General features: G+C 37.7%; 26 protein-coding genes. 8 read left to right on the top strand and 18 right to left on the bottom strand.

Annotation, left to right across the window (positions count from 1 at the left end):
- Nucleotides 1-25 precede the first annotated feature (25 nt).
- From C1A05_RS01375 to C1A05_RS17915, 5 genes are all read right to left on the bottom strand, one after another.
- Nucleotides 26-310, bottom strand: coding sequence for a YwdI family protein (locus C1A05_RS01375; RefSeq protein ID WP_102026378.1), 285 nt, complete (start codon nt 308-310; stop codon nt 26-28).
- A 134-nt stretch (nt 311-444) separates the two neighbouring features.
- On the bottom strand, nt 445-1,095 hold the full coding sequence (locus C1A05_RS01370) for an amino acid ABC transporter permease (RefSeq protein ID WP_102026377.1): 651 nt from the start codon (nt 1,093-1,095) through the stop codon (nt 445-447).
- 57 nt (nt 1,096-1,152) lie between these two features.
- Nucleotides 1,153-1,944: a basic amino acid ABC transporter substrate-binding protein gene (locus C1A05_RS01365; protein ID WP_102026376.1), complete on the bottom strand. Its 792-nt coding sequence runs from the start codon at nt 1,942-1,944 to the stop codon at nt 1,153-1,155.
- Between the two features lie 177 nt (nt 1,945-2,121).
- Complete coding sequence (locus C1A05_RS01360; protein WP_102026375.1) at nt 2,122-3,516, bottom strand: Na+/H+ antiporter NhaC family protein; 1,395 nt, start codon at nt 3,514-3,516, stop codon at nt 2,122-2,124.
- A gap of 211 nt (nt 3,517-3,727) precedes the next feature.
- Complete coding sequence (locus tag C1A05_RS17915) at nt 3,728-3,877, bottom strand: hypothetical protein (RefSeq protein WP_159461956.1); 150 nt, start codon at nt 3,875-3,877, stop codon at nt 3,728-3,730.
- 300 nt (nt 3,878-4,177) lie between these two features.
- Here C1A05_RS17915 and C1A05_RS01355 point away from each other — a divergent pair, with 300 nt between their 5' ends.
- Entirely contained in the window at nt 4,178-6,286 is a 2,109-nt protein-coding gene (locus tag C1A05_RS01355; RefSeq protein WP_102026374.1) for an immune inhibitor A domain-containing protein, read from the top strand.
- A gap of 171 nt (nt 6,287-6,457) precedes the next feature.
- Nucleotides 6,458-7,804: a YjiH family protein gene (locus C1A05_RS01350; protein WP_102026373.1), complete on the top strand. Its 1,347-nt coding sequence runs from the start codon at nt 6,458-6,460 to the stop codon at nt 7,802-7,804.
- A 178-nt stretch (nt 7,805-7,982) separates the two neighbouring features.
- Here the strand turns inward: C1A05_RS01350 and C1A05_RS01345 are convergent, their stop codons facing one another.
- From C1A05_RS01345 to C1A05_RS01325, 5 genes are all read right to left on the bottom strand, one after another.
- Entirely contained in the window at nt 7,983-9,224 is a 1,242-nt protein-coding gene (locus C1A05_RS01345) for an aminopeptidase (RefSeq protein ID WP_102026372.1), read from the bottom strand.
- Between the two features lie 135 nt (nt 9,225-9,359).
- On the bottom strand, nt 9,360-10,763 hold the full coding sequence (locus C1A05_RS01340) for an L-cystine transporter (protein ID WP_102026371.1): 1,404 nt from the start codon (nt 10,761-10,763) through the stop codon (nt 9,360-9,362).
- 229 nt (nt 10,764-10,992) lie between these two features.
- Nucleotides 10,993-11,442: an OsmC family protein gene (locus tag C1A05_RS01335; RefSeq protein WP_102026370.1), complete on the bottom strand. Its 450-nt coding sequence runs from the start codon at nt 11,440-11,442 to the stop codon at nt 10,993-10,995.
- A 12-nt stretch (nt 11,443-11,454) separates the two neighbouring features.
- A complete protein-coding gene (locus tag C1A05_RS01330) occupies nt 11,455-11,817 on the bottom strand; it encodes a DUF488 domain-containing protein (protein WP_102026369.1) in 363 nt (120 codons plus the stop codon).
- A 71-nt stretch (nt 11,818-11,888) separates the two neighbouring features.
- Nucleotides 11,889-12,977: a PRK06851 family protein gene (locus C1A05_RS01325; RefSeq protein WP_102026368.1), complete on the bottom strand. Its 1,089-nt coding sequence runs from the start codon at nt 12,975-12,977 to the stop codon at nt 11,889-11,891.
- A gap of 454 nt (nt 12,978-13,431) precedes the next feature.
- Between C1A05_RS01325 and C1A05_RS01320 the strand changes: the two genes are divergently transcribed.
- On the top strand, nt 13,432-14,622 hold the full coding sequence (locus C1A05_RS01320; RefSeq protein ID WP_234998244.1) for an MFS transporter: 1,191 nt from the start codon (nt 13,432-13,434) through the stop codon (nt 14,620-14,622).
- 23 nt (nt 14,623-14,645) lie between these two features.
- On the opposite strand, the gene C1A05_RS01315 is transcribed toward C1A05_RS01320, so the two are convergent.
- From C1A05_RS01315 to C1A05_RS01305, 3 genes are all read right to left on the bottom strand, one after another.
- Nucleotides 14,646-15,686 carry a DctP family TRAP transporter solute-binding subunit gene (locus tag C1A05_RS01315; protein WP_102026706.1) on the bottom strand — a complete coding sequence of 347 codons (1,041 nt, stop codon included), beginning with the start codon at nt 15,684-15,686 and terminating at the stop codon, nt 14,646-14,648.
- A gap of 101 nt (nt 15,687-15,787) precedes the next feature.
- On the bottom strand, nt 15,788-17,062 hold the full coding sequence (locus C1A05_RS01310; RefSeq protein ID WP_102026366.1) for a TRAP transporter large permease: 1,275 nt from the start codon (nt 17,060-17,062) through the stop codon (nt 15,788-15,790).
- Between the two features lie 28 nt (nt 17,063-17,090).
- A complete protein-coding gene (locus C1A05_RS01305; RefSeq protein WP_102026365.1) occupies nt 17,091-17,657 on the bottom strand; it encodes a TRAP transporter small permease in 567 nt (188 codons plus the stop codon).
- A gap of 601 nt (nt 17,658-18,258) precedes the next feature.
- On the opposite strand from C1A05_RS01305, the gene C1A05_RS01300 reads away from it, so the two are divergent.
- The 3 genes from C1A05_RS01300 (at nt 18,259) to C1A05_RS01290 (ending at nt 21,482) form a co-directional block, all read left to right on the top strand.
- Nucleotides 18,259-19,032 carry a zinc ribbon domain-containing protein gene (locus C1A05_RS01300; RefSeq protein WP_102026364.1) on the top strand — a complete coding sequence of 258 codons (774 nt, stop codon included), beginning with the start codon at nt 18,259-18,261 and terminating at the stop codon, nt 19,030-19,032.
- A 121-nt stretch (nt 19,033-19,153) separates the two neighbouring features.
- Nucleotides 19,154-19,336 (top strand): SE1832 family protein, encoded by a 183-nt coding sequence (locus C1A05_RS01295; protein ID WP_102026363.1) that lies wholly within the window; start codon nt 19,154-19,156, stop codon nt 19,334-19,336.
- A 436-nt stretch (nt 19,337-19,772) separates the two neighbouring features.
- Nucleotides 19,773-21,482 carry a GGDEF domain-containing phosphodiesterase gene (locus C1A05_RS01290; protein ID WP_102026362.1) on the top strand — a complete coding sequence of 570 codons (1,710 nt, stop codon included), beginning with the start codon at nt 19,773-19,775 and terminating at the stop codon, nt 21,480-21,482.
- Between the two features lie 24 nt (nt 21,483-21,506).
- On the opposite strand, the gene C1A05_RS18140 is transcribed toward C1A05_RS01290, so the two are convergent.
- The 4 genes from C1A05_RS18140 to C1A05_RS01275 form a co-directional block, all read right to left on the bottom strand.
- Nucleotides 21,507-21,680 (bottom strand): hypothetical protein, encoded by a 174-nt coding sequence (locus C1A05_RS18140; RefSeq protein WP_200816457.1) that lies wholly within the window; start codon nt 21,678-21,680, stop codon nt 21,507-21,509.
- A gap of 149 nt (nt 21,681-21,829) precedes the next feature.
- Nucleotides 21,830-22,204: a PH domain-containing protein gene (locus C1A05_RS01285; RefSeq protein WP_102026361.1), complete on the bottom strand. Its 375-nt coding sequence runs from the start codon at nt 22,202-22,204 to the stop codon at nt 21,830-21,832.
- Between the two features lie 33 nt (nt 22,205-22,237).
- On the bottom strand, nt 22,238-22,693 hold the full coding sequence (locus tag C1A05_RS01280) for a DUF6884 domain-containing protein (RefSeq protein ID WP_102026360.1): 456 nt from the start codon (nt 22,691-22,693) through the stop codon (nt 22,238-22,240).
- Between the two features lie 8 nt (nt 22,694-22,701).
- Nucleotides 22,702-23,142 carry a GNAT family N-acetyltransferase gene (locus tag C1A05_RS01275; protein ID WP_102026359.1) on the bottom strand — a complete coding sequence of 147 codons (441 nt, stop codon included), beginning with the start codon at nt 23,140-23,142 and terminating at the stop codon, nt 22,702-22,704.
- 197 nt (nt 23,143-23,339) lie between these two features.
- Here C1A05_RS01275 and C1A05_RS18475 point away from each other — a divergent pair, with 197 nt between their 5' ends.
- Nucleotides 23,340-25,406 carry a glycosyl hydrolase family 18 protein gene (locus tag C1A05_RS18475; protein ID WP_102026358.1) on the top strand — a complete coding sequence of 689 codons (2,067 nt, stop codon included), beginning with the start codon at nt 23,340-23,342 and terminating at the stop codon, nt 25,404-25,406.
- A 7-nt stretch (nt 25,407-25,413) separates the two neighbouring features.
- Nucleotides 25,414-25,869: a hypothetical protein gene (locus tag C1A05_RS01265; protein WP_102026357.1), complete on the top strand. Its 456-nt coding sequence runs from the start codon at nt 25,414-25,416 to the stop codon at nt 25,867-25,869.
- A gap of 40 nt (nt 25,870-25,909) precedes the next feature.
- Here C1A05_RS01265 and C1A05_RS01260 read toward each other — a convergent pair whose 3' ends face one another.
- Nucleotides 25,910-26,434 carry an acyl-CoA thioesterase gene (locus C1A05_RS01260; RefSeq protein ID WP_102026356.1) on the bottom strand — a complete coding sequence of 175 codons (525 nt, stop codon included), beginning with the start codon at nt 26,432-26,434 and terminating at the stop codon, nt 25,910-25,912.
- Between the last annotated feature and the right edge of the window lie 120 nt (nt 26,435-26,554).

The following is a 26,554-nucleotide window of genomic DNA, read 5'->3' as shown; positions in this document are numbered from 1 at the left end:
ATACCCCTCTCCCTTTATTTATTGTTTAGAAGTCAAATATAGAGGAACCATTTGCCCCTTCATGGTCTATCGCACCTTTTTGTTGTTCTTCCCTTTTGTATGTAGATGGATTTTCCACTGCCGGACTTTGCTTCAATGTTGTTAATACGACGGACTCATCCGTTGTTGATTCCTCATCTATTAGTAAATCAGCTAACATGCGAACAGAGTGAACATGCCCCTTCATTTTACCGGCATCATGGACATTTTCAATCGCTTGCTGTAGCTCCTTCATCATCTTCATTAAAACCTTTTGATCAGAGACAGGCATATAGGAGAGCCCCTTTCATACAAATTCAATGATTAGTATATCATTAATTTGTGCCCCATTCTAATCTATTAAATTGTAACGACCCTCTTTTTCCCATAAAAAAGGGCTAGCTATATTGATAGCCAGCCACCCTTTTAAACATTGACCCATTTCTTCTCTACTATTTGGAGAAGGTACGTCATACCCAGAACAATAACAAGATAGATTAATGCTACCGTTAAATACGGCTCCCATACAGCGTAGTATTTCCCAACAGCTGCTTTTCCCCAGTAAAAGAGTTCTTCTGCAGCAATCATTGCCGCTAAGGAAGATTCTTTAATTAACGTAATAAACTCATTACCAAGTGGCGGAATTACCCTTCTCGTTGCCTGAGGGATAATAATGAAGCGCATCGCTTGTACCTTTGTCATTCCTAACGAGCGAGCAGCCTCCATTTGTCCATTATGAATGGATTCAATACCTGCCCGAAAGATTTCCGCAACATATGCGGATGAATTAATACTTAGTGTCACAATAGCGGAAAGAATTGCAGTACGATCCTCATATATAGCAGGCAGTACAGCAAAATGAATGAGAAAAATCTGAACCAATGTTGGGGTTCCCCTAATAATGTTTATATAAATCGTAAATGGTAATCGGACAATCCTGCTTGGTGACATTTTGCCCAAAGCGATAAAAAGACCTACAAGTACTCCAATGAGAATTCCCATAAACGATATCCCTAGGGTTACCATTGTTCCTTTTAAAAAGAAAGGTAAATATTCTACGATGATACTAAAATCCATTTTGAATCCTCCCAACGAAAGAACTTGCAGGTGTTCCTTTTCACTTTTTTCTACTCTTTATTGTAATTGAGCTAAATCTGGCTCTTGACCAAACCATTCCTTATAAATTTCGGAATACGTCCCATTGTCCATTACTTCTTGCAAAGCCTCGTTTAATTCGCCTGCAAGCTTGCTGTCTTTAGGGAACATAAAGCCATAATATTCGACTTCAAAGGAATCCTCATCGTACACACCCTTTACTCCAGCATCCGGATTCGTCTTCATATATTCCTGTGCCACAACATTATCTACAATGACCGCATCCACATCACCAGATTGCATCGCCATAATTGCTAAAGGTACTTGTTCATATTTTTTGATTTGGCTTGAATTTTCTCCAAAAATACGAGATGCTTCATTGTCTCCTGTTGTCGAGATTTGTACCCCTACCGTCTTATCCTTCAAATCTTCAACACTCGTAACCTCAGAGTCTTCTGGTACTAAAATCATTTGTGTCGATACAAAATACGGATTGGAAAAATCGTATGTTTTTTTACGATCATCCGTAATGGAAATGCCAGCGATTGCTAAGTCAGCTTCTCCCTGCTCGGTTTGTAATAGCATGTTTTCCCAGCCAACATGCTCAAAGTTCATGGTATATCCAGCTTCCTCTAATACTGCTTTACCTAAATCTGCATCAAATCCAACAACCTCTTCCCCCTCTAAATATTCAAAAGGAGCAAATGCTGCATCTGTTACAACCTTTAGTTCTTTCGCATCACTATCACCATCTCCTGATGCATCATCACTACCACAAGCTACTAATGCCGTCATCGCAATTGCGAAAAGTAAAATAAGTCGTTTTTTCATTTATTATGTCCCCCTTGTTATGCATAAAAATACAATATGTTTTATTATTATACAATGTTTTACGATTTTGTAAATAGTTTTATTGTATTTTTCATAGTTTTATATCTTTACTATATTCTGCATTTGGTTAAAAAATTACATAAAAAGCCAGTGGGGTATATTCCCACTGGCATACCTTTACCAAATAAATAATGGCAAAGCGAAAAACAAAACACCTGCTATTGCGGCTGCTATGATAGATGGTTTCAGTTTAAACTTTGCATATTGCATTGGATTGAGGTCTAAAATACCTGCTGTTGTATTCGTATCATCGCTTAACGGGGAAGCAAATGCCCCAAAGGTACCACTTGCAAACACCGCACCAATTACAAACGCCAAATCCACACCAGATACTTGTGCAATCGAAACACCCACTGGCATTAATATCCCCCACGTACCCCAAGAGGATCCGATAAAATACGATAAAGCACATCCAACCAAAAACACGAGCCCCGCAACTAAGGATGGAGGGATCCACGATAAGGAGGAAGAAATGATATCCGCAAAATGCATTGCCTCGGAACCTTTACTTAAAGCCCAAACTAACGTTAATAAAACAATTACCCCCATCATTTCGTTCCCACCATCAACTAAAAAGGTCATCATGGTTTTAAGCTTAAATTCTCGAAGTAGCACTAAAACTAACCACACCATTGTGATTAATAAACCAAATACCATCGCATCCAAGACATTTGCCTCTAAAAAAATCTCCAATCCCCTTGTACCACTACCGAGTCCAAGCACATACATAAAGAAAAAGGTAAAGAAAATAATACTAATCAATGGCAAAATCAGAAAAATAGGACGCTCTGGCAGGTCTTTCGCTACTACTGGATGACAATCCACCCACTCTTCATCCTTTTCCGCTTCATCGGTCACCCTTGGAGGTTTTTTCGCGTTATGAAAAAAGGCAAAGTAAATGCCAGTTGCAAGCATAGCAAAGGCGAAAAAATTAAAAGGTATACTACGAATATAAAGACTGTACGCATCTCCTTCGATATTTGCCTGATGGATAGACAGCTCAATGACAGAAGTCATATACCCAACAAAGGCTGTAGCAATTGGAATAAGGACAATAAGAGGAGAAGCAGTCGTTTCAATAATAAATCCAAGCTCCTCCTTCGTCATACTCACCTTTTTACGTAACGCCTTCATGACAGGAGCAATGGTTACAATCCGAAAGCTTGGTGCTGCAAAAGTACCAACTGCCGATATCCAAGTAAGGAAAATTGCACTTTTTTTCGTTTTTACTTTTGAGGATGCGACACGAACAAAGCCTTTAATACCCCCAGCCATCTTGATAAGGGATACAAGTGCTGAAAATAAATATAAAAAGATAATGATTTTTAAGTTATTTGGATCTGTTAATCCTTCGATGATGTATCGCAAAGTAGCTGTTAATCCATCTAGCCAATGTAGCTCTGAAAGAAAACCCGCTGCAATCACACCTAAAAATAGGCTAGGTATCACTTCCTTCGTCCACACAGCCATAAGGATCACAACCGCAAATGGTACAACTGCCAGCCAATCCATAGCTCATATCCTTTCTCTTCTTAATCTCCTCTTATCTTGTGAAAATAAAGGATAACTATGCATAGGAAGACCTTGTACAGGTAAAATAAAGGGCGCCAGAACTAGACTTATCACCTCTTTACAAAACCTGCTTCAAGTCCTAATTTCATCGTTTGTAAAACACAAAAAAACCACCTTATAAACAAGGTGGCTACCTTATAAAATCAGTGTGCTAGAATTTGCCCGTTCTTTTCCACTGATTTCCTTCAAGGTACTGGTCTGATAACCAGTTTAGGAAATTCATTTCGCTCTTATTTAGCTTTCGTTTCAGCTTGCACTCGAATTCCTCAATAAGAGCTTCATACGTATAAATGGTATTCATGCTTTTCCCCCTTACAAAAATACCAATCCATTTACATTATACACGTAATTCTGTCATTTGTTGATATAATTTTTAGAATATTTTGGAATAAACTGTAATCTATTTGAATAGGACTATACATTTTATATCGAAGCTAGTAAGAAAGCATGAAAAAATGTAAGTGAAACAGGACTATATACCTATTTTGTGCGAGAGAGCAGTCGAAAAGATAAATGCATTTACCTATTCGAATATTCCGAAAAATATGAAATCATAGTAGAGTAATAGTTTTAATTTAAAATATTATAGGGAGGTTAACGGATGAAAAAGAAACTTTTCTCTTTATTATCCATTGGGGCGCTAACTGTTGGATTAGTTACGCCTGCAACAGCAGCTGTCAGTTCACCAGAGGTATCAAAGTGGGCAGACTTTGATACGAAGCAGTATACGGATCGAGTGGATATTGACGGCTATTTGAATAAGCTTGCTGAAGATGAAGAATTTCAGAAGGCAGCTCTAGAGAAGATTAAGGAGCAGGCAGATGAAATTAACTTCAACGAGGCAGAAGGTGCTGAAGCAGATAGTTCAGATGGCCATTTCACTTATGATGGCGGAACAAAGCTTTTCTTAGATCGTAACCTAGCATTTAAAGAGTTTACACTTCGTAGTGTGGGTGAGCATGTAGAAATCTGGGTAGCGGACGACCTATCCTTCCCTGAAGGTGACCCACGTGAGGCACATGTGGTTACTCAGGAACAAGTAGATAAGCTAGCTAAGGAATTTGATGAAAACATTTATCCAACAGATACAGAATTTTTCGGAATGCCAGATAGCCATGATGGTAGTAATGCAGTAGTACCTGGACTAGTTGGATTACCAGATGATTACTACGAAGGCGATGGCGACAAAATTGTAATGCTTGTTGATAATATTCAAGATGAAAACTATCAAGACCCTACATACCCATTCTTTGTAGCTGGATTTTACTGGTCTACATTAGAAATGTATATGGATCGTAACATTATTACAATTGATACAAACAATTGGGAAGAGCGTTTAGAAAATACGTTTTATGGTACTACTATCCATGAATTACAACACTTAATTCATGATGACAATGATAGCGATGAAACCACTTGGGTAAATGAAGGGATGTCTACCTTCTCTGAGTTCTTAGGTGGATATGGTCTAGACACTGGTTCCATCAAGTTTTTATTAGATCACCCTGAAAATTCATTAACTGCCTGGGATGAGCACTATAGCGCTGAAACTGGCCCAGAAACCATTGCAGATTATGCATTGGTTCAGCTGTTCATGCTTTACAATTATGAACAATTCGGTCAAGAATTCATTCGAGAAATTGCTTTAAACCCTACTAATAGTATTGATAGTGTCAATGAAGCTCTCGAAAACAATGGAATCAACATGGATTTCCAAGATGTTTATAAACAGTTTTCCACAGCTCTGCTGATTGATGATAAATCAGGTAGAAAAGGTGGAATTTACGGATTTGAAAATATCGACCTCCGCAATGACATTTTAAACGAGGACGGCACACCACGTGGGGAAACGGTTAAATTTGAAGAAGCAAAAGTATACGAAAAAGAAGGTGTCCCTGCTTGGGGTGGCGACTTTAAGAAGCTCGAATTCGATGGCAAAATCGATACAATTAAATTTGATGGTGTTGATTTCTTCGGTACAAAGTGGCAAACAGTAGCCGACCCATTAGGCTCTGACAACCAGGTATACTGGGGCAACCAAGGTGACGAAGCAGATAACACAATGATTTTTGAGGCTGACTTAACGAACTTATCAGAGGCTACATTAACATTCGATAACTATGTTGATATCGAAGAACAGTGGGATTTCGGTATGGTACAAGTATCTACAGATGGTGGAGAAACTTGGACATCACTTGAAAATGAAAATACACGTTCCGATGTAGTAGAACAAGGCTATCCAAAAATCAAAGAAAATGTCCCAGGATTCACAGGCACATATGATGGATGGCAAACAGAAACTTTTGACTTAAGCCAATACGCTGGTCAAGAAGTACTCGTTTCCTTCCGCTACTTAACAGATTGGGCTTCAAACAATTCCGGATGGTTTGTCGATAACATTGCAATTAATGGCGATGTTCTCTATGATGGCTCTAGTCTAGACGGATTGCAATCAATTGGAGAAGTATTAAAAGAGTATGTTGAGTATGGTGTAACATTTATTAACGAAAAGAATGGAAAATACAAAGTGATACACGTAGATCCATTTAATGTTACAGAACAAGATGCCCTACAGCTTCGCCAGTTGTTCAAGAACGGAAACAACTATATGCATACGTATTATGCTGCTCCACAGGATATCTTAGATTCTGTTGAATTTGAGTACGAAGTGATTCTCAAAGAAAACAACGGAAAAGGTAAGAATAAATAAATTAAATTTTCTAAAAGAGGGTATGTATCTTACATATCCTCTTTTTTTATGTTTTAATAATCACTTGAGAGTTTTATAAATATGCACTCATACTTATAAATATTCCCAATGAGTACATTATGAAAAATTTGTTTACCCTAACATTAGGTATGGAAGAAAGGAATAGTTCAAATGACATTTACAGCTAAGGATCATCTAAAATTTTGGATACCTTCCTTATTAGGAATTGGGTTCTTTATGCTCCCTATTCCATACAATGGTGAGGTTACCATTCCAGTTGCAATATTATCTGGATGGTTACAAGATACCTTAAGTGATTACCTCACCCTCATTATGACCATTATCATTACATTTACTGGTATCATGACAGTAATTATAAAGCTACTAGCAAACGAGGAGTATCCTAAGAAGCACCCATTCCTAAATCGTTTGTTTAACATTACCTGGATGTGGACAATAATCCGACTTCTTGGTGCCATATTTGCAATTTGCACGTATTTTCAAATAGGTCCTGAGGCCGTTTATTCAGAGGCCACAGGAGGATTACTGTTAGGAGATTTGCTACATGTCCTATTTGCTGTCTTTTTATTTGCAGGTTTGCTTTTATCCTTACTGTTAGATTTTGGGTTATTAGAGCTTTTTGGAATTCTTTTAAATAAAATTATGCGTCCTCTCTTTACGTTACCTGGGCGTTCTTCAGTAGACAATGTTGCTTCCTGGTTAGGTGACGGAACAATCGGCGTTTTACTTACAAGCAAACAGTATGAGCAAGGATTTTATACGAAGCGTGAGGCTGCTGTAATCGGAACAACCTTTTCAGTCGTTTCCATTACCTTTTCACTCGTAGTTATTAGTGAAGTTCATTTAGAAACGATGTTTATCCCGTTTTATTTAACTGTTTTGCTAACAGGAATTATATTAGCTTTTATTATGCCGAGAATACCACCTTTATCGAAAATTGCTGATACGTATTATGTGGAAAATGAAAACAATCATATGGAAGAGGACATTCCAAAAGGCCAGTCTTCTTTAACGTTCGGCTATAAAAAAGCGGTGGAGCGAGCTTCTAAAAGTGGTGGATTTCATCTATTTTTACGAGATGGTGTCCAAAACGTGCTGGACATGTGGCTTGGAGTGGCGCCCATTGTAATGGCAATCGGTACTGTTGCATTAGTCATTGCGGAATACACGCCATTTTTCAGTTGGTTAGGTGTACCATTTATCCCTTTATTAGAGTTGTTAAACATTCCAGAAGCGACCGCTGCATCGGAGACCATTTTAATTGGCTTCGCAGATATGTTTTTACCTGCTATTTTAATTGAATCGGTTGCAAGTGACATGACAAGGTTTATTATTGCTTGTTTATCGGTTACCCAGCTCATTTACATGTCTGAAGTTGGCGGCTTACTACTTGGCTCAAAAATCGCCGTAAACATCCGGCAATTGTTCTTCATTTTCCTTTTGCGTACAATAATTGCTTTACCTATTATCGTGCTCATCGCCCACGTATTATTTTAGGAATAAACTCCTAATTTTGCCGATTTCTTGTACGATTTTGTAGGATTAAGTCTTGATTATGTAGAATAAAAGCCAGGTTTTGAATGATTATGATGAACAACCCAACAAAAACCGAAACTCCGCAATCGAATTACTGCTAGCATACGTAAAAAAAGCTGCCCTCCGGCAGCTTTTTTGTTTATCCTAAGTCAATGGCCCAATTCCCTTTACGGAAAATCGGCTCTACTTTACCATCCTTCGTCACACCATCGATATCTAACTCTGCTGATCCAATCATAAAGTCTTCGTGATTAATACTTGTGTTCACACCCGCTGCTTTTAATTCGTCCTTAGACATTTTAGAGCCGCCTTCCACATTCGTTGGATACGCTTCTCCTAATGCCAGGTGACAGGATGCATTTTCATCAAATAGCGTATTATAAAAAATAACATTCGATTGCGATACCGGTGAAGTATGAGGCACAAGGGCAACCTCACCTAAGAAACGAGAGCCTTCATCTGTATTTAAGAGCTGCTCTAACGTTTCATATCCTTCTTCCGCTTCAAAATCAACAACCTTACCATCTTTAAAGGTTAAGCTAAAGTTATGAATTAGATTTCCGTGATAGTTCAATGGCTTCGTGCTTCGAACCGTTCCATTTACACCATCTCGATATGGCATTGTAAACACTTCTTCGGTTGGAATATTTGGGTTGAATTCCGCACCCGTTTCCGCTACCGCAGAACCTCCATGCCAAATATGATTTTCAATTAGTTCAATTTCTAAATCTGTACCTGGTGCTTTATATACTAACTTTTGATATTGCTTTTTATTTAATACTTCCCGTGCTTTTCGTAATGTTTCATTATGTTCCTTCCAAGCTGCAATTGGGTCTCCACCGTCTACACGGACAATTTTAAAAATTTCATCCCAAAGTTTCGCTACACCAGCTTCTACGTCCAAATCAGGGAATACCTTCTTCACCCATCCTTCTGTAGGGATCGATACGATGGACCATTGCACCCGGTCGTTCATCATATAGGAACGATATTTTTCTAGAGCCTCACCAGCTGCTTTACTTGCTGCAGCAGGACGCTTCGGATCGATTCCTTTTAGCAATTCAGGATTTTGGGCATAGACAGATAATACTGCCCCACCATTTTCTACATGTTCGTTCATCTTTTGAACTCGCCAATCAGGGAAGCTTTCCAATACGTGCATTGGTTCTTTTTCATAACGAAGTCTAGCAACAATTTCGTCGCCCCACTCAACCTGAATATTTTCACCACCAGCAAGATAGGCTTCTTCTACTAAATAGTGAACAAATTCAGCACCCTCAATAGGTGAGTTGATGATTAAGGATTGACCTTTTTGGAGATTAACACCTGTTTGAATAGCTAGCCTCGCATAGCTTCTCAACAATTCTGCACTCGGTTTCATTTCAATTTCCCCCCATTTTCTAATATTCCACTCCATTATTCCACAAAAAGAGATAGAAACCAAAATATTACACTTTAAGTATAAAAAAGAAATACGACTAGGAAATCATTCTCTAGGCGTATTTCTTATCATTCTTTATAAGGATTCGGATAAATCTACTTCTGTAGCTGACTTATCGTTGTATTTCTTTAAGTTTAACTTCTTCAGTACTCTTGAAGATAACGTTCCAGACACCATTGAATCGTTTACGTTTAATGCAGTACGCCCCATATCAATTAGTGGTTCTACCGTAATAAGTAAACCTGCAAGGGCTACTGGTAAGTTCATTGCTGATAATACGAGTAAGGCAGCAAATGTTGCTCCACCACCAACACCAGCAACACCAAATGAGCTAATTACAATTATGGCAATTAATGTAATAATAAATCCAGGGTCTAACGGATTGATCCCTTGAGATGGCGCAATCATTACTGCTAGCATTGCTGGATAAATCGCAGCACATCCATTTTGCCCAATCGTCGCCCCAAAGGATGCAGACATATTCGCTACCCCTTCATGTACCCCTAAATTATTCTTCTGCACTTGAACATTCAATGGAATGGTACCTGCACTTGAACGAGAAGTGAAGGCAAATCCGATTACTGGCAATACCTTTTTCAAATAAATAAATGGATTTAAACCAAAAATTGCTACAAGAATTAGATGAATGATAAACATTGCGATTAACGCAACATAAGATGCAAGCACAAACTTACCAAGCTCTAAAATACCCGCAACATCCGTTTGTGCAACCGTATTTGCCATTAACCCTAAAATCCCAAATGGCGTTAGGCGAAGAACTAATGTTACAATTCGCATAACAATTGTGTAAATGGCATTAATACCTTTCGTGAAAACTTCGGCTTGCTCAGGATTTTTTCTTCTAACCCCAAGAACAGCAACCCCAACGAATGCCGAGAAAATAACGACCGCAATCGTAGATGTAGCACGAGCTCCAGTCATATCTTCAAATGGATTAGACGGAATGAATTCTAAGATTTTTTGAGGCGTAGACATATCTTCAATGCTAGATAGTCTTTCCTCCATGTATAATCCACGTTCTTCTTCAGCTTGACCTACTTCAATATCTTCCGCATTCAAATCAAATAATAATGCAGAGCCAATACCAACTAATGCAGCAATCATTGCAGTACCTAGTAAGAATCCAATGATCCATACAGACATCTTACCAAGGTCAGCGGATCTTTCCATATTAATAATTGCTTTAATGATCGATACCATAACTAAAGGTATAACAATCATCATCAATAGACGTACATATCCACGCCCTAAAATGTTGTACCATTCAGAAGTTTGGGTCACTACTTCTGAACCGGAGCCATAGGCAAATTGTAAAAAGCCTCCTAAAGCAATCCCTAAAACCAAACCAGTAAAAACGCGTTTACTAAATGAAACGTGTTTTTTCTGCATATAAATTAATAAACCAACAATAATAGCAATGATAGCTATATTTAACATTACATAGGTCATTGTTGACATGATAAGTTCCCTCCCTGTTGTTCGCTCGTAAACTATTAAATTTATATTTTATAATTCCGATTCGTTTACTACGGATTAATACTATACTAGGGTTGATGATGGACGTCAAGCTTTTGAATTAAAAATGCATAATAAGGATTATAGAGATGACAATATGTTATTTTTCAACTTTACACAAAACTTCTCATAAAAAAGAGATTTACCCCATTTTGAAGTAAATCTCAAAGCGTTATTCCCCTATATAAACCTTCGCTTGCAGCTCTAACTCGACATTTCCCTGTATGGCTCTAGATATCATACAGCTTGTTTCTGCTTTTTCTGTAAGTTGTTTTAATGTATCTAATTGGGCCTGTGTGGCACCAGGCTTCAAGCTTAATCTAGGTTTATGAATGATTTTTTTATATGTAAATACACCATTTGTAACATCTACTAGACCCTCTGACTCATGGTCCATTTGCTGAAGTGGTAAATTTGCTCGTTCAATCATTGCCGCTAGCGTGATCACATAACAGGTTGCCGCTGCTCCAAGCAACATTTCATCTGGATTCGTGCCTACACCTGGTCCATCCATTTCTTTTGGAATGGATATTTTCGTTTTTAGTTGGCCAGCATCAATGTAGCCGACATTGTTTCGACCTCCTGGCCAGTCTGCTTTTAAACGAAATGTATGTAATGCCATTTTCTTCACTCCTTAACAATCTTTAGTCAAATAATGTTTTAAGACGACTGCATGGTTATGTATTTCATCCTTTGCACCATATAACAAAGTTATGTTCTCATGCTTTAGGAAAAGAAGCAACTCCTCAACTGCAGCAATTTTCTCTGGATGCTCCCTAAGTTCTTTTCGATACGCTTCCTTAAACATTTTAAATTTTTCCGGCTTATGCTGAAAGGACTTTCGAAGTTCTGAGCTTGGTGCAATGTCCTTTAGCCAGAGATCTAAATTGGCTCGCTCCTTTGAAATCCCCCGTGGCCATAGCCGGTCAACTAAAATCCTTTTTCCATCAGAGGGTTCTGCATCTTCATAAATACGTTTCATTTTTATTATTTGCATATCCATCACCCTTTTTTTGTGCCTGTCACTCGACGAATTTTGACAAAATTCGGGGAGTGACAGGCACCAATCTAGCGCTCAAGTCTTGCGATTTCTTCTTCTATTTCTGCTTGTTTTTGTTCAACTTTGGTAAAGTCTACTGCGTCGATGTAATGGGACTCTAATTCCATTCTTAATGAATGACTCTTTTTAAGCTTGCTAATTGCTTCCTTCATTTTTTCAGAGTAAGCGGTTTGAAATTGTTCAATTTCATCTGCATACTTTTCGTCTGTTCCTGGTTCAACGATTTCCTCATACATATCAATTACTTCGTCTCCAGCACGCGATGGGAAATGCTCATGAGGTGCTGTACTATCAAAAATGGCAAGACTCAATTCGCGGAAGATTAGCATATCTAAGCTATTTGGATCAAAACCACAATGATATTGTTCCACATCAATCCCCTTTTCCTCCGCAGCCTTTGCCATTTTCTTAAGCATCGTTGATTTTCCAGTACCTGGTCTCCCTTTTATAAAATAACGTTTCGCTATATCTTCTGTTAGATTTGGGATAAAGTCCTTAGCACCATCTGGTGTTGCCGCACCTAAAAAGCGGTGGGTTACACTTGCCTTCTTATTTAAGGATAAATGGCCAAAGAAATCCTGGATTAAATTACTTGTTAGTTTATTTGCTTTTGTCGTATTTAAGTTACTAATGTAAATGTTCTCCCACTCATCATGAATGTATAAAGCTTCCTTAAAAAGCTTATACGCTTCATCATAGCAGTCTTTAATTGCCGCTTTTAGTCGGACCACTTCCCCTTTATGATCTTGTAATTTTTCGGAATCCCAGGATTCCCCAAGATTCACATACTCTTCTACAATACCAGGATACTTTGGCTCAATTACATGGGGAGCTGTACCATCCACCACACCTACACTCAAGGAAGGAATAATAACCCCATCAATAGAGCCATAATCTGCTGAACAATGAATGTATTCGATGTCATACTTTTCGCCCCATTTTTCTCCTATTTTCTTCATAAGTGTAGACTTTCCCGTTCCAGGTCCACCCTTTAAAATAAAAATACGATCTAATCGTTCCAATGTAGATGAAAATAAGTCATGAAAACCACGTGCTGTATTTCCACCAGCATAATAATTTAGTATTTTCGGAGCCAAATGATCACCTCATTTTTAATGTACCTACATCACAACGTATGCAGAATACCCAAAATGGGTGAATGCCTATCGATTCGTTTTTGCATAGGGGCTCGTAGCATTAATCGCTCTGTTGTTAGCATTGTTGGTATTTCTCTCAAGATAGGCTCCAAGTTTTCTCCCCCCATTCTTTCTATTTTAAACTGGTTCGTTTTCAAAGGCTCTTCTGGCTTTCCCAATCGCTGCAAATAATTCCCTTTGCTTCCCTAGCCCTTGAAGTTTCCGAATATATGTAAATGATTCCCCTAAAACGTACATTCCACTTCATCGGGTATCTGTGTCGTACGTTCATTCCCACTTATAATAGTTTGAATTTTACAACATTTATTGTAGAATGGATAATGCTACTAGTCAATGTCATATGTTTTTAAGAAAGTTTATAATGCTATCACGTAATTTGCAAAGGACGGATGCAATGGAACAGAATGAAAAATTATGGACTTTACCATTTATACTTTTAATAGTAGGAAACCTGTTTACGTTTATGAGCTTTCAAATGTTAATCCCAACTTTACCGCCATACATGAAGGATTTAGGCGGAACGGAAACGCAAATCGGTTTGGTGACTGCACTTTTCTCGATTGGGGCAATTTTAAGTCGACCTTATTTAGGACACTTGTTAGAGGTTAAAAAGCGGAAGGGACTCGTTGTTACTGGTTCGGTTCTTTTATTAGCCATAACTATTTTATATCCATTGTCTCAAGTAATTGTTTTATTTCTTCTTATGCGATTTATTCATGGTCTGGCATGGGGTTGGTCGACAACCGTTAATGGGACTGCAGCAGTAGATCTTGTTCCAAGAAATCGTATTGGGGAAGGAATGGGTTATTTCGGCTTGGCCATGACGATCGGCATGGTTGTGGCACCAAGTTTAGGAATTTTTCTCTTTCAAACCTACTCCTTTCAAACTATGATAACGGTATCCGTGTTTTTAGGAATTATTGCCGTGTTACTGTTTTCTGTCACCACCTTTTCAACGCCGAAAAGTGTAGAAGAAATGCAACAGGAAAAACCTACATTCTCTTTCCTTAATTCCTTATATGATAAGAATTGTAGATTTCCAATTATCGTCACCTTCTGTAATACGTTTGCTTATGGATCAATTGTGACATTCATAGTCATTTTTGCTGAAGAGCGTGCATTAGAGGGGATTTTTCTCTTTTACTTGTTTAATGCGTTAATGGCTACGATAATACGCCCATTGACAGGGAAATGGTTTGATCAAAAAGGACCTTGGCCGCTAATTTTAACCTGCTCGTTACTTGCATTTTTGGGAATGTGGATGCTTGTTTATGCTGAATCTAATGTCATGATTGCAATTTCTGGAGGGGTATTTGGATTAGGCTACGGGTCGATGATGCCAGCGTTTCAAGCCTGGGTCGTATCGAAAACAACTGTGGAGCGAAGTGGAATTGCGAATGGCATGTTTTATTCATCAATTGACTTAGGGATTGGATTAAGCGCTATTGTGTTGAGTTTTATTTATAAATACACAGAAACAGCAACATTGTTTAAATTGTCTAGTACCCTATTTTTAGTCGTATTTGTTTTAACACTACTGGATTATCGAAAATCTTTACATATAGAAAAGAGCCCAAATTCTTAGCCCGGGCTCTTTTTAACGTAGTATTATTCTGTTGCAGCTGCAATTTCTTCTTCAAGCTTATCTAAAATGGCACCATCTACTGTAGAGATATTTTCTCTATAGTAATCTCGTATTGGAAGTGCAAGCTCTTTAAATGCTTCACGTTGCTCCTCTGTAAGTTCGATGATTTCTGTTGGATTTTCACTGTCATTTCTCATTTTCTCTAAGTACTCTGAATTCTGACGGTCTTGTTCTTCATAAATCCAATCTTGCATTTCATCTACTGTTTCACTAATTAACGTTTGCACATTTTCTGGCTGTGAATTATACCAATCTGTATTAACGGTAGTCATTGCTACATAGTTGTTATGATTTGAAAGCGTTACTGTATCCTGTACTTCGTGGAAGGCTGCATCATAAATAAAGAATACAGGGTTTTCTTGCCCATCCACCGTACCACGGTCAAGTGCAGTATATAGTTCACTCCAGCTCAATGCTTGCGGACTAGCTCCGTACGCTTTGTAGGATTCTTGCATTAGAGGTGACTCTTGAATACGCATGTTAAAGCCTTCAAAGTCTGCTGGTTCTCGAAGTCCATCGTTACTTGACCACGCTGTCGCACCCTCAGTCCAAAATGCAAGAGGTGTAATACCATGTTCTTCATACTTCTCTACTAAATCAACATTTAATGCTTCACTTGTATTTAAAATTTCTTGTGTTTTTTCCACGCTTTCCGGGAATAGGAAATGCAATGCAAAGATTTGCCCTTCCATTACCATGTTACCAGTAAATCCTGGAGACATAATCGCCATCTCAACAGCTCCATCTTGAAGCGCTGAAACCTGGTCTGTTTCACTACCTAAGCCACCATACTCATATGGCTCAACGGTTATTTTCCCATCTGTTTTTTCACTAATACGCTTTGCAAATTCCTCTGCGTACACATATTGTACTTGTCCTTTAACTTCTTCTGTAATAAAGCGCCATGTTGCTTGTTCAAATCCATTATCAGAATCTCCAGAATCGGAGCCTGCTTCCTCATCTCCTGCACATGCTGCTAAAAATAAACCTAACGTTAACAACATTACCAACCCAAGAATATGCTTCTTGTTAAAGATAATAAAACCCCCTAAGTATTGTTTGAATTTTATATAAGGATTCCTACAAGTCATTTGTAGGAATCTACTTATCCTGGTAAAAGCATTAAGGATAACTGCGGGAACACAACTAACAAAATGCCAATTAGTACTAACATAATAATGAACGGCGGTGTACCCCGAATAACATCCAAATACGATTTATTAAACACCGCACTGGCTGTAAAGATGTCCACCCCAAATGGTGGCGTTGCCGAGCCTAATGCAGCCTGGAATGTTATGATTACACCTAAATGGATTAAATCAACACCCGCTGCCTCCGCTGCCGGCACAAAAATTGGTGTCAATACTAGAATGACAACAATCGGATCCACAAACATACATCCAATAAAGAAGAAAATACTAACCATAACTAGTACATATAATGCGCTTGGATCTGTACCTAAAACTGCTTCCGTTATTTGTTGCGGAATTCTTGCATATCCAAGAACCCATGTAAACACTTGCCCACCAGCAACTAAAATAAATACAGCTGATGTAACAAGACCTGTAGATAAAGCAATTTTAGGCATCTCTTTAATGTGAATCGAACGATAGATTACTACTTCTAAGAGAAATGCATAAAGTACCGATATCGCTGCTGCTTCAGTTGGTGTAAAAATACCTGCGTAAATTCCTCCAACAATAATGATAGGGAAGCCTAGAGGTAAGATTGCCTTCCTTAAAAATACTAATCTATCCTTCCATGGTACTTTATCTGCTAAAGGTATCTTTTTTATCTTCGCATAGAAATAACTGTAGATTGCAAAGCTTAAAAACACTATAATACCCGGTATAATACCAGCAATAAATAAATCACCAACAGAAACACTTCCCGCAGCAAGAGCATAAATGATCATACCAATGCTTGGCGGAATTAATAACGCAACATCACTGGCGTTAATAATTAGCGCGAGTGCAGCAGGATCTGAATACCCTACTTTTAACAGGCGTTCACGCATTGGTCTTCCAATTGCAACAACCGTTGCTTGCGTAGAACCAGATATTGCACCGAATAACGTACATGCTGCAGATGTTGTTACAGCATATCCACCTCGTATATGCCCTACAAATGATCCGATAAAATCTAACAGTTTATTGGAAGTTTTCCCTGAAGTCATAATATCTGCCGCAAAGATAAATAGTGGGACAGCTAAAAGGACAGGGGACTCAATACCTGTTAGCAATTGGTCCATTAATAACTCTGGTCGTAGATTTGGGAAAAAGATAAATGCTACAACTAATGGCGCCACAAGTAACGGAATCATCATAGGGAAGTTCAGCAATAGCAAAACAACCATAATGGCTAATAATGTGAATACCATAATAGATTCCTTTCTTTATTTAATTTCGTTAAACACCGATGTGCTCTTCAATATCAATTTCCGTTTTATCTTTGTCATTGTAATCTTCTGCATCAATGCCAAGATAAACTTTGTCTTTCACTCTGATATTGATCCACATATTACGAAGGAACTGAATTCCTCCTAATAAAAATCCAAGTGGGATAAACATGACCATTAGATATTGCGGTATTTGTAAGGCAGGGGTAACGGTGCCTTTTTCATATTCTGACTGAACATATTCAAAAGAAAGATATGCTAGTCCTAGTAGGAGTATTGCAGTTATTCCATGAATGAGTATGGATAGAACCTTTCTACCCTTAAACGGAGCAAAATCATAGAATGCTGACATACTAATATGTCGCCCTTTTCTAGCCGCGTAACCGATCCCCATAAATGTGGCGATTACAATAGCAAACTTACTAACCTCTAAATTCCAATAGAAAAAACTTGAATTAAAAATTTCTCTCGCTATGATGTTCGCGATAATCACGACCGAAATGACAATAACAGAGAAACTCAAAATAAATTCCTCTAATCTCATAATTAACTTGTCAATAAATCTAAAAAGTTTCAATGCCTTTAATTCCCCCTCTTTTCATCAAGGAACAAATGTACCAGAAAACGTTCACACAATTAAATGATAGGTGAATACATCAATCTACTCAAATTTCCTATTCTATGATTTACTTGTTTAAATTGATATATAAAAGGTTTAATTATATTTATTATGTGGATTCTTTAAATATAACTGGAAATACTCACAAATATTCAATTATTCTTTAAATTTGCTATTTGACTTTCCCTACCAATATCTGTATGGAAAATTCGGAATTCAGCACAATAGTCCCCCTTTTATATAAACATCACGCTATCTTTTGTGACATTAAGTGCCTACATGGACGTATATTTCCCACGAAAAACGCCATAACCTTTCATCGAATTCACCACTTTTTTACACTAGCAGCTCCTTAAATAGGTATAAACTACCATGACGAAATAATTAGGAAATTATCCACCAAACATGGTAAAATATTTCTCAATGGTAGGAAAAGGTATTCCCGATAGATTTGTCGAATATGGGGATGAACATATTTTTCTACCCAAACGTTCTATGTTCTATTCGATTCGGTAGAACATATGATGAAAAAAGGATTAAAGGAAAGGAAGTGTTTTACATGGTAACATGCCCGAATTGTGGCACGAAGGGAGAGAACGAGAAGTTCTGCTCAAATTGCGGAACACCTCTTGATCAAGAAAGTGCCTCTACTGTAGAATCCAGCACGCTTCAAGATCAAGCTCCAAAAGCACCAAATGAAACGGTAGAAAAGCTGAAAGCTACCAGTCAACATTATGGTGGATATTTACTACAAATTTTCAAACAACCGTCTAGCGCAAAACTAGCAACCGACAAAGACTTCATATCTGGAATCATCTCAGTTGGTATTTATGTAATACTTTATGCATTATTCTACTACTTCAATTGTCTAAAAGACTACAGTGGTATGAAGGTTTCTTTTTTAGATTACTTCGTGATGCCACTTCTAGCTCAGCTGATTTTACTAGCTGTTATACCAGTCCTGATTTTTGGTGCTCTAACACTATTAAAATCAGATACTAGCATCCAATCTGTAATTGCTCAATTTGGATCATACTTGATTCCATTTATTGCCGTTTACTTGGTTGGAGATATTTTCGATCTTCTAGATGTACATACATTAGCTTATATCGGTCATACCATCGGAGATACTGGTGTGATGCTAATTGTTCCTGCATTAATTCTTTATCATAACCTAAAGGATTCTGCAGCAAGTCTAGATTATATTTATGTAATCTTTATCGTTGTTGCACTTGTTCTATTAGTGAACGATTTAATTGGTGGAATGTATTCTGGTGCTCCAACACCATCTTATGATGACATGTTTAACGATTTAGATGACATATTTGGATAAGTATGTTTAACGTTTACGAGAGCCAATCTTCTATAGTAGAGGATTGGCTTTTTTATTGTGAAACTTTTCAAGAACGCTTAAGTTTTATATGATAGTAGTAAAAGCTATTGGAGTGTAGAAAATGACCCGCAAAGAAATAGAAGAAGAAATTCAACAATTAAAAATGGATTATATGCGCATACAAGGGGACTTAGATAAACTAGAGTCTGTTGGGGGCAATGTCTCCAAGCTTGAACAAACTTTAGCTAGAATGGAAGAAGAGCTAAGCAGGCTAAGAACGCAACTAGCAAATACGAAAGAATGATTTGATATCCTATGGCATCCCGCATACACTTCGTTATCCTTTAGGGAGGAAGTCGCAATGCATGGTGTTTTAGGGAGCTGTTCATGAAATAAAACGCTACTAATGTATGTAACTAGTTAAAGAGCGAACATTATTTTAAAAGCCGAAACAGGAAGCGTATTTCTCCTTTTCGGCTTGTATTATGTTAGTTTGAAATCGTACATCATGGATACGGATGCCTTTTTATAGTTTTTTTGGTTTTTATCTAAGATTTCGGCCCTAAGCGAATGGTCATCTACTCAAAAGCTGCCCTCGTCTTTACCTATAATTTCCCTTCGTAAAATAACTTGAATAAAAAGAACTATTCCTAATTTTCGTGTATAATGGTACTATGATTGTCAAAAAGTATCACATTTTGTCAAAAAACCATATTTATTCTTAAGGTGATCAAACAATTATGAACAATAACCCACAGACAAAGAAAATAACTTTTAGCGAAGACGACATGTTCGATATTTTCACAACGTTATTCGACATCATCTTTATTATGAAGTATATTCCACCGAACGATTTTCAATATATTAAAGTAAGCGAAAGCGCCAAAAAGCTAGCATCAATGCAAGATGATGATATTGGGAAAACCATTTCGGAACTGTTTAACCATCACATGGCTGAACATTTAAATAACCATTATTCTGAAGCAGTAAAATCAAATGGGCCTATTACTTTTCGCGATCGAATGAATACTTCAGAAGCAGAAAAGTATGGCGAGTCGGTACTCATTCCATTTAAGCATAATGGAGAATCCTATGTAATTGGACTTACTCGTGATGTCACGAATGTTGTCCATTTAGAGAAAAACCGCGCAAAGGATCCCATCACAGGACTTCCCTTTGCCGAGAATTTCACGCGGACCTTAAATGAAACGTTACATTTAAAGGAATATGAAGGGTCTATTTGGAGTTTGTTTTATATTTCCATAACCCAATTGTCTTTCGTTCAATACACGAATCAAAACACAGAAGCTACCCTTTTAAAGGAAATCGCAAATCGCTTACAACGTATTTTAAAAAGTGAAGATATGATTAGTCGGATTTCTGGAAACGAATTTGTTTTAGCCATCCGTGTAAATAATGTAAATGAATGTAAAGACTTGGCAAATCAAATGTATGAATCCTTAATCTATCCGTATAAAAATGACGATTATGAGCTTACGGTTAACCCGGCAATTGGTGTTTCCATTATTCATTCCGAAACTCTTAATATCCAACACGCCATGACGAATGCATTTGAATCCATGCTGCGTGCAAAAGGGAAAGTTGATAAGCAAATCGTGTTGCCATATGATACGTATTGGTCTGATGATGGTCGTAAATATACTATTGAGAGAGACCTACCATATGCTTTGTCTAAGCAAGAATTTGAAGTGTATTATCAGCCGAAGCTAGATATTAATCGAAATAGTTTAAATGTCGAGGCATTATTAAGATGGAATCACCCTACATTTGGTCTAATCCCACCGAATGATTTCATTCCAGTTTCTGAAAAAAATCAGTCGATTAAGGTAATTGGTAAGTGGGTGTTTGAACAAGTATGTAAAGATATAAAGAGGTTCCATTGTATTAATCCAAATCTTAAGGCGAGTATTAACGTCTCACCTGTCCAATTAAATGATGCCAACTTTGTTTATGATATTAAGAGAATAGTAAATGAATATCAGGTTGATCCAGCAAAAATTGAAATTGAAATTACGGAAAGTGACTTATTAAACTTATCCGCTGCACAAAAGCAATTTGAGCAATTAGCGAAAGCTGGATTCCATATTGTGCTCGATGATTTTGGTACTAGTTATTCTTCTTTAAATTACTTAAAGGAGCTTTCTGTTCAAAAAATAAAAATTGATAAATCCTTTATTATGAATATGGATTTCCTTCAAAAAGATCAACAGATTGTGCAAATGATCATTAAGCTTGCAAGAAACTTAGATTTAGAAGTGACCGCCGAGGGTGTCGAAAAGTGGCAGCATGTAGAATTGCTTTCCAAAATGGATTGTAATGAAATACAAGGTTACTACTTAAGTAAGCCAATTCCTTTAGACAAAATTGTTCAAAAGATGGAGGAATGGGTAGCAGACTCATCCACTTTATTTCCGAATAAGAAAGGCTGATTCCGATGAAATCAGCCTTTCTTTTTATTCTTTTCCTCTAGCACCTGTGCCTTGTCGACCCTTTTTCGAATTCCGATTAAAGCCCTTCATTACATTTTCATCTGTATACTCAGCAGCGAACTCCATATCAGGCATCGACTCTGTAGGGGGTTTGTTGTTTTGATTCGCTGATTTATAAGCCGTCTTTCTTTTTGTCATGTTATCCCTCCTTTACGGATATTTTTAACCGAGGAAGGGAAAACATACACCTATATACGCCAATTACACTTTACATAAAATGCTTCCAAAAAAATAAAAATCCCACCCCCTACTCTTATTTGTAGGCTGTGAGAAGAAGAATGGTTGTATTACATGACATACGAAGCTAATACTCGTTGTACTTCATAGATGTTTAGCTTATTATTAAATGTTTTTTGAATAGGTGTGGTTGAGCTTGAAATCCAAATCTTCATTTCAGCATCTAAATCAAAATGTCCTGCTGTTTCAATACTAAAGTGTGAAATACTTCTGTAAGGAATGGAATGATAATCCATCTTTTTCCCAGTAACTCCTTGCTTATCCACGAAAATTAACCGCTTATTTGTAAACACAATTAAATCCCGTATTAGTTTATAGGCTCGGTCCACACTTTCGCCTTGTGCAAGCAGCTCCTGGAACTCTTTTTCTATTTCTTTCGCATCAACTTGAGAAGCATTGCCCATTAAACCATCAAAAATACCTATTTTGAACCCCTCCTATCCTCCTTCCTATCGTATTCAAAGAATTTCCTTATTATGTATAGCATCCCTTAATCGTTGCTGCATATAGCCAATCCCTTTTAATCCATGCAATGGAAATGTTCGCTTAATGGGATCACCAAAAAGCATCTCCACAATAGGTTTAAACTTTTTACCCCCTAGCATAACCACTTCCCTTACATCGTGCAATCTATAGCTTTGGACTTGCTCCTTGAGCTCGGTAATGCTAATTACATTTGGATCGTTTTTATTGGAAAAAGACAAATCATAGGTTTTCTCAATACGATCGTCTGGTCTTAAAAATCCGTACTTTGGGGATAAAATCACCCAATTAGAATAATGCATCTTTGCGTATTGTTGACAAAGACGGTGAAAGGTTCCGGTATACGCCTCACTTGCCTTAACCGCTCCGATTTCCGGAGACTTGTCCCATATTTTTGGTTTCCCAGATGGTATGATACAGAGTTGTTCCATGCATGCACCTACTTAAAATCCTTTTTAAACACATAGCTTACTTTAGTATAATTCATTTTATCCTCATAGAAGCGATGGGCGTCTTGTCTTTGCAGCCCAGATGATAAAGAAATGCAATCATATCCATTTTCCATTCCCCAATTTTCCACATACTTCAGTAAGGTTTCCCCATATCCATTCGACCGTTCCTTTTCATCCGTTACTAGATCACATACCCAAACAAACCGCCCATTATATAATGTAATCATCGGCATAAACCCTATTACAGCAACAATACGCTCCTCTACAAGTAGAGCATATAATTTATATCCTTCCTTGAGCTGCGCTTCCATTACTAATGATAAATATGTCGATTCATTCAAATGCTTTCTTAACTGATGTACAACCGGGTAAGCAGCTAAAATTTCTTCCTCTGACTTTAATTCCTCAATAAACACATTACGCACCATATCACCTACCTTAATTTAGTTATTTATTTTCTCACAAATTGTAAAATCTTGCTATCCTTTATTTTGTATTCCGGTTAATTTTTTAGAAAAGTTTGATTTTTTGTCACGATATACACTTCATAAAAAATATGATTAATGCCTAAAAGTGAATAGTGGGTGCCGTTACCCATACATACTAGATGTAAGGTGGTGAAATTGTGTCTACTATTCAATTCGATCGATATGAAGTGATAGAAGAAAACGGTGAACTCAAAGTTATTTTATATGCTAAGCCACAATTAGAGTCCTACTACACAGAATTTGCTTCCGAATTGGGTTCATTGGATAAGAACCCAAACGAACTAAACTCGAAGGCTCGGCAATTTGTTAAAAAACATCTTCCAAAATTAAAGCTAGCAACCATCGTTGTCGTAGCGGGGTCCATTATATTAGGTAGTTTTCCCCTACAAAAAGCATCCGCCCATGAAGTGGACTTTAATATGACCTATCTATATTTTGGTAATACAAAAACCTATATTTCCCAAATTGATCAAACATACGGGAATATAAATCATGTATCCCCTAGCTATTTTGATCTTAATACAGACGGCTCCCTAAAAATTACATCTCAATTCGATCCTACTTTTGTGAAAGAAATGCACAATCGTGGAATAAAAGTTGTCCCTTTTTTAAGTAACCACTGGGATCGCAGTCTTGGAAGAGCCGCACTTGCAAACCGTGAAGAGCTAGCAGACCAAATCGCTAAATTTATTGTGGATAACAACCTCGATGGTGTACAAGTAGATATTGAAAACGTAACAGATATTGACCGAAGTAACTATACAGAGTTTGTTAAGCTATTAACAGAAAAAATACCAAAAGAAAAGGAAGTATCTGTGGCCGTCGCAGCGAACCCCAACAACTGGACAAAGGGATGGCATGGCTCTTATGACTATAAAGAATTAGGAAAATACGCAGATTACTTAATGATTATGGCATATGACGAAAGCTATACAGGTGGACCAGAGGGACCTGTGGCAAGCTATGGATGGGTGGAGCGTTCTATTCAATACGCATTAAATCAAGGAGTAGCAGGTGAAAAAATCGTATTAGGTATTCCATTTTATGGTCGGTATTGGAAAGAAGGTGCTGCATCTGGTGGGGATGGCATCTCCAATAAACGTGTAGATGAACTGTTAGCGAAGTATGGTGGGACCGTAACCTTCGATAACATATCCCAGTCTCCTAAAGCAACGATAACCATTAAAGAAGGCCAGCCTACCACAACCATTGCTGGAAAAGTATTCGGACCTGGAACGTATCATATTTGGTTTGAAAATCATGATTCCATAAAAGCAAAGCTACAGCTTATTCACAAATATAACCTAAAGGGATCTGGGAGCTGGAGCTTGGGACAAGAAAGCACCTCCATATGGCAGCACTATCGAACATGGATGTCCCACAGTGGCGAACTAGTCGTCACACCGACAAATCCATACCAACCGAAGGAAAGCACAGGGGATGTTGAGCCTACAATACACGTTGTGCAATCAGGTGACTCCTTATGGAAAATCGCATCGAATTATCATTTATCTGTAGATCAACTGAAACAATATAACAGTCTATCATCCGATGTAATCTATGTGGGACAAAAGTTAAACTTATTACCAGTTCCAAATCCTGTCGTCGTTACACCTGCAGCACCAGTTAAGCAACAGCCTATTGTAACGAAGCCACCATCAAGCACGCCTGGAGCCATTTCAGCACCAACTCCATCTACGATCAAAAAACCGACAGCAGCACCAAAAACGACCGTTGTCCAAAAGACGAATTTAGTAAACAAAAGCATGATTCCAAAGGTAAATAATACGTATATGAGAAGTGCCGCATCTACCAAAAATAAAATAGTAAAGAAGCTTACTACGAAAGACACAGTCAAGGTTATCCAACAATATACCGATTCTACCAAAAAGGAATGGCTAAAAGTCAAAATAGGGAATACAACTGGATGGGTGTACGCCTCACAGCTAAAGCAAAAGCCAGCAACAGTAGTAGCCACAAAGAAATATCCAATCTTAAAACTAGGCTCCAAAGGAACGGCTGTGAAAGACCTGCAAAATAAACTCATAAAAGCAAAGGTATATAAAGGGAAGGCACACGGCTCTTATGATAAAGCGACAAAGGCAGCAGTAGTAAAATTTCAACAAAAATATAAACTAAAGCAAGATGGCATTGCAGGACAGGCTACTTTTACAAAGCTTGATGCCATTTTAAAAACGAAGTAGGGATAATATGTTCAAACGATTATTAGGTATATTACTTTTCGTCATGCTCCTCATTCCAGATTCAGCCGTGGAAGCTGTCGAAAAACATCCCCCTTATTTTGGGGTTGGAGCAGAGATTGACCCATTGCCGAATAATAGCTTCCAGGTAGAAACCAAAGGCGTAAATGCGAATGAAGGGTTTGTATTTACAGTACAAGCTAGTAAAGATTCGAATCTAATGCACTTTCAGGTTGAGCTGCGAGGACAGCCAAATGATCAGGTTTATTTAAAAGTAGAAGAGACCGATCCGAGAGGGAAATTTATACAGGAGCATACTTCAAAACCCTTCTCCCTTTCTAAGGACTGGCAAACCTATCCGTTACCCATTACAATCAATGAACAAACGGCCCAGCTTGATCTATTTGTACTATCAACGGAAAAAAAGCCAATTACATTCCATTTTAAAAATGCTCTTGTAAAGTAGTACAAACACCCCGACCATGCAGGAAGGGGTGTTTGTCTATCTAATCGCCTCTTAACCACGGTAGTTCCGTACTAAACTTTTCGACCATCTCTTTTGAGGTAATTCTCCTTTGTCTTCGATATTCGGCACGCTTAATCGCGCCTTTATGTAGCCATTTTTCCTCTTCTGTTTCTGGATAAACTTCTGGGACAAGAGTTGGGTTATTCTTTTCATCTAAAGCAACCATTGTCAAAAAGGCAGCAGCACATATATTCCGTTCACTAGTCTTTATATTTTCGGTAACTGCTTTAACAAAGACCTCCATAGATGTTCGATGGGTATAGGTTACAAAGGCTTCAAGACATATGGTGTTCCCTTTGTATACAGGATTAATAAAGTCAACGGAATCTGTTGAAGCTGTGACAATTTCCCTTCTTGAATGGCGACTGGCAGCAATGGCAGCTACATCATCCATATATGCCATCAATTTTCCACCAAATAGCGTACCATGTGAATTCGTATCTGGTGGTAAAACCAGTGCTGTTTTGATTGCTAAAGAGGCTCGACAAGGCTTCTTTTCACTCATTTTTCATCCCCACTTTCTTTGATTAAGTAGACCAAAACTTGAACTCACCTTTTTTTCAATGTATCATAATACAAAATTCGACCATACTGTTTTTGTTTGTTACAATAATAACATTCCAAT

Source organism: Salirhabdus sp. Marseille-P4669 (genome assembly GCF_900240405.1).
In the GTDB taxonomy this organism is placed as follows: Bacteria; Bacillota; Bacilli; order Bacillales; family Alkalibacillaceae; genus OEQK01.
This window is presented reverse-complemented; position numbering and strand designations above follow the sequence as displayed.

What these genes read in the sequence shown, in the direction of transcription:
- C1A05_RS01375 (WP_102026378.1), bottom strand. Translation starts at nt 310, where the DNA reads ATGCCTGTCTCTGATCAAAAGGTTTTAATGAAGATGATGAAGGAGCTA.
- C1A05_RS01370 (WP_102026377.1), bottom strand. Translation starts at nt 1,095, where the DNA reads ATGGATTTTAGTATCATCGTAGAATATTTACCTTTCTTTTTAAAAGGA.
- C1A05_RS01365 (WP_102026376.1), bottom strand. Translation starts at nt 1,944, where the DNA reads ATGAAAAAACGACTTATTTTACTTTTCGCAATTGCGATGACGGCATTA.
- C1A05_RS01360 (WP_102026375.1), bottom strand. Translation starts at nt 3,516, where the DNA reads ATGGATTGGCTGGCAGTTGTACCATTTGCGGTTGTGATCCTTATGGCT.
- C1A05_RS17915 (WP_159461956.1), bottom strand. Translation starts at nt 3,877, where the DNA reads ATGAATACCATTTATACGTATGAAGCTCTTATTGAGGAATTCGAGTGC.
- C1A05_RS01355 (WP_102026374.1), top strand. Translation starts at nt 4,178, where the DNA reads ATGAAAAAGAAACTTTTCTCTTTATTATCCATTGGGGCGCTAACTGTT.
- C1A05_RS01350 (WP_102026373.1), top strand. Translation starts at nt 6,458, where the DNA reads ATGACATTTACAGCTAAGGATCATCTAAAATTTTGGATACCTTCCTTA.
- C1A05_RS01345 (WP_102026372.1), bottom strand. Translation starts at nt 9,224, where the DNA reads ATGAAACCGAGTGCAGAATTGTTGAGAAGCTATGCGAGGCTAGCTATT.
- C1A05_RS01340 (WP_102026371.1), bottom strand. Translation starts at nt 10,763, where the DNA reads ATGTCAACAATGACCTATGTAATGTTAAATATAGCTATCATTGCTATT.
- C1A05_RS01335 (WP_102026370.1), bottom strand. Translation starts at nt 11,442, where the DNA reads ATGGCATTACATACATTTCGTTTAAAAGCAGACTGGCCAGGAGGTCGA.
- C1A05_RS01330 (WP_102026369.1), bottom strand. Translation starts at nt 11,817, where the DNA reads ATGCAAATAATAAAAATGAAACGTATTTATGAAGATGCAGAACCCTCT.
- C1A05_RS01320 (WP_234998244.1), top strand. Translation starts at nt 13,432, where the DNA reads ATGGAACAGAATGAAAAATTATGGACTTTACCATTTATACTTTTAATA.
- C1A05_RS01315 (WP_102026706.1), bottom strand. Translation starts at nt 15,686, where the DNA reads ATGTTGTTAACGTTAGGTTTATTTTTAGCAGCATGTGCAGGAGATGAG.
- C1A05_RS01310 (WP_102026366.1), bottom strand. Translation starts at nt 17,062, where the DNA reads ATGGTATTCACATTATTAGCCATTATGGTTGTTTTGCTATTGCTGAAC.
- C1A05_RS01300 (WP_102026364.1), top strand. Translation starts at nt 18,259, where the DNA reads ATGGTAACATGCCCGAATTGTGGCACGAAGGGAGAGAACGAGAAGTTC.
- C1A05_RS01295 (WP_102026363.1), top strand. Translation starts at nt 19,154, where the DNA reads ATGACCCGCAAAGAAATAGAAGAAGAAATTCAACAATTAAAAATGGAT.
- C1A05_RS01290 (WP_102026362.1), top strand. Translation starts at nt 19,773, where the DNA reads ATGAACAATAACCCACAGACAAAGAAAATAACTTTTAGCGAAGACGAC.
- C1A05_RS18140 (WP_200816457.1), bottom strand. Translation starts at nt 21,680, where the DNA reads ATGACAAAAAGAAAGACGGCTTATAAATCAGCGAATCAAAACAACAAA.
- C1A05_RS01280 (WP_102026360.1), bottom strand. Translation starts at nt 22,693, where the DNA reads ATGGAACAACTCTGTATCATACCATCTGGGAAACCAAAAATATGGGAC.
- C1A05_RS01275 (WP_102026359.1), bottom strand. Translation starts at nt 23,142, where the DNA reads ATGGTGCGTAATGTGTTTATTGAGGAATTAAAGTCAGAGGAAGAAATT.
- C1A05_RS01265 (WP_102026357.1), top strand. Translation starts at nt 25,414, where the DNA reads ATGTTCAAACGATTATTAGGTATATTACTTTTCGTCATGCTCCTCATT.
- C1A05_RS01260 (WP_102026356.1), bottom strand. Translation starts at nt 26,434, where the DNA reads ATGAGTGAAAAGAAGCCTTGTCGAGCCTCTTTAGCAATCAAAACAGCA.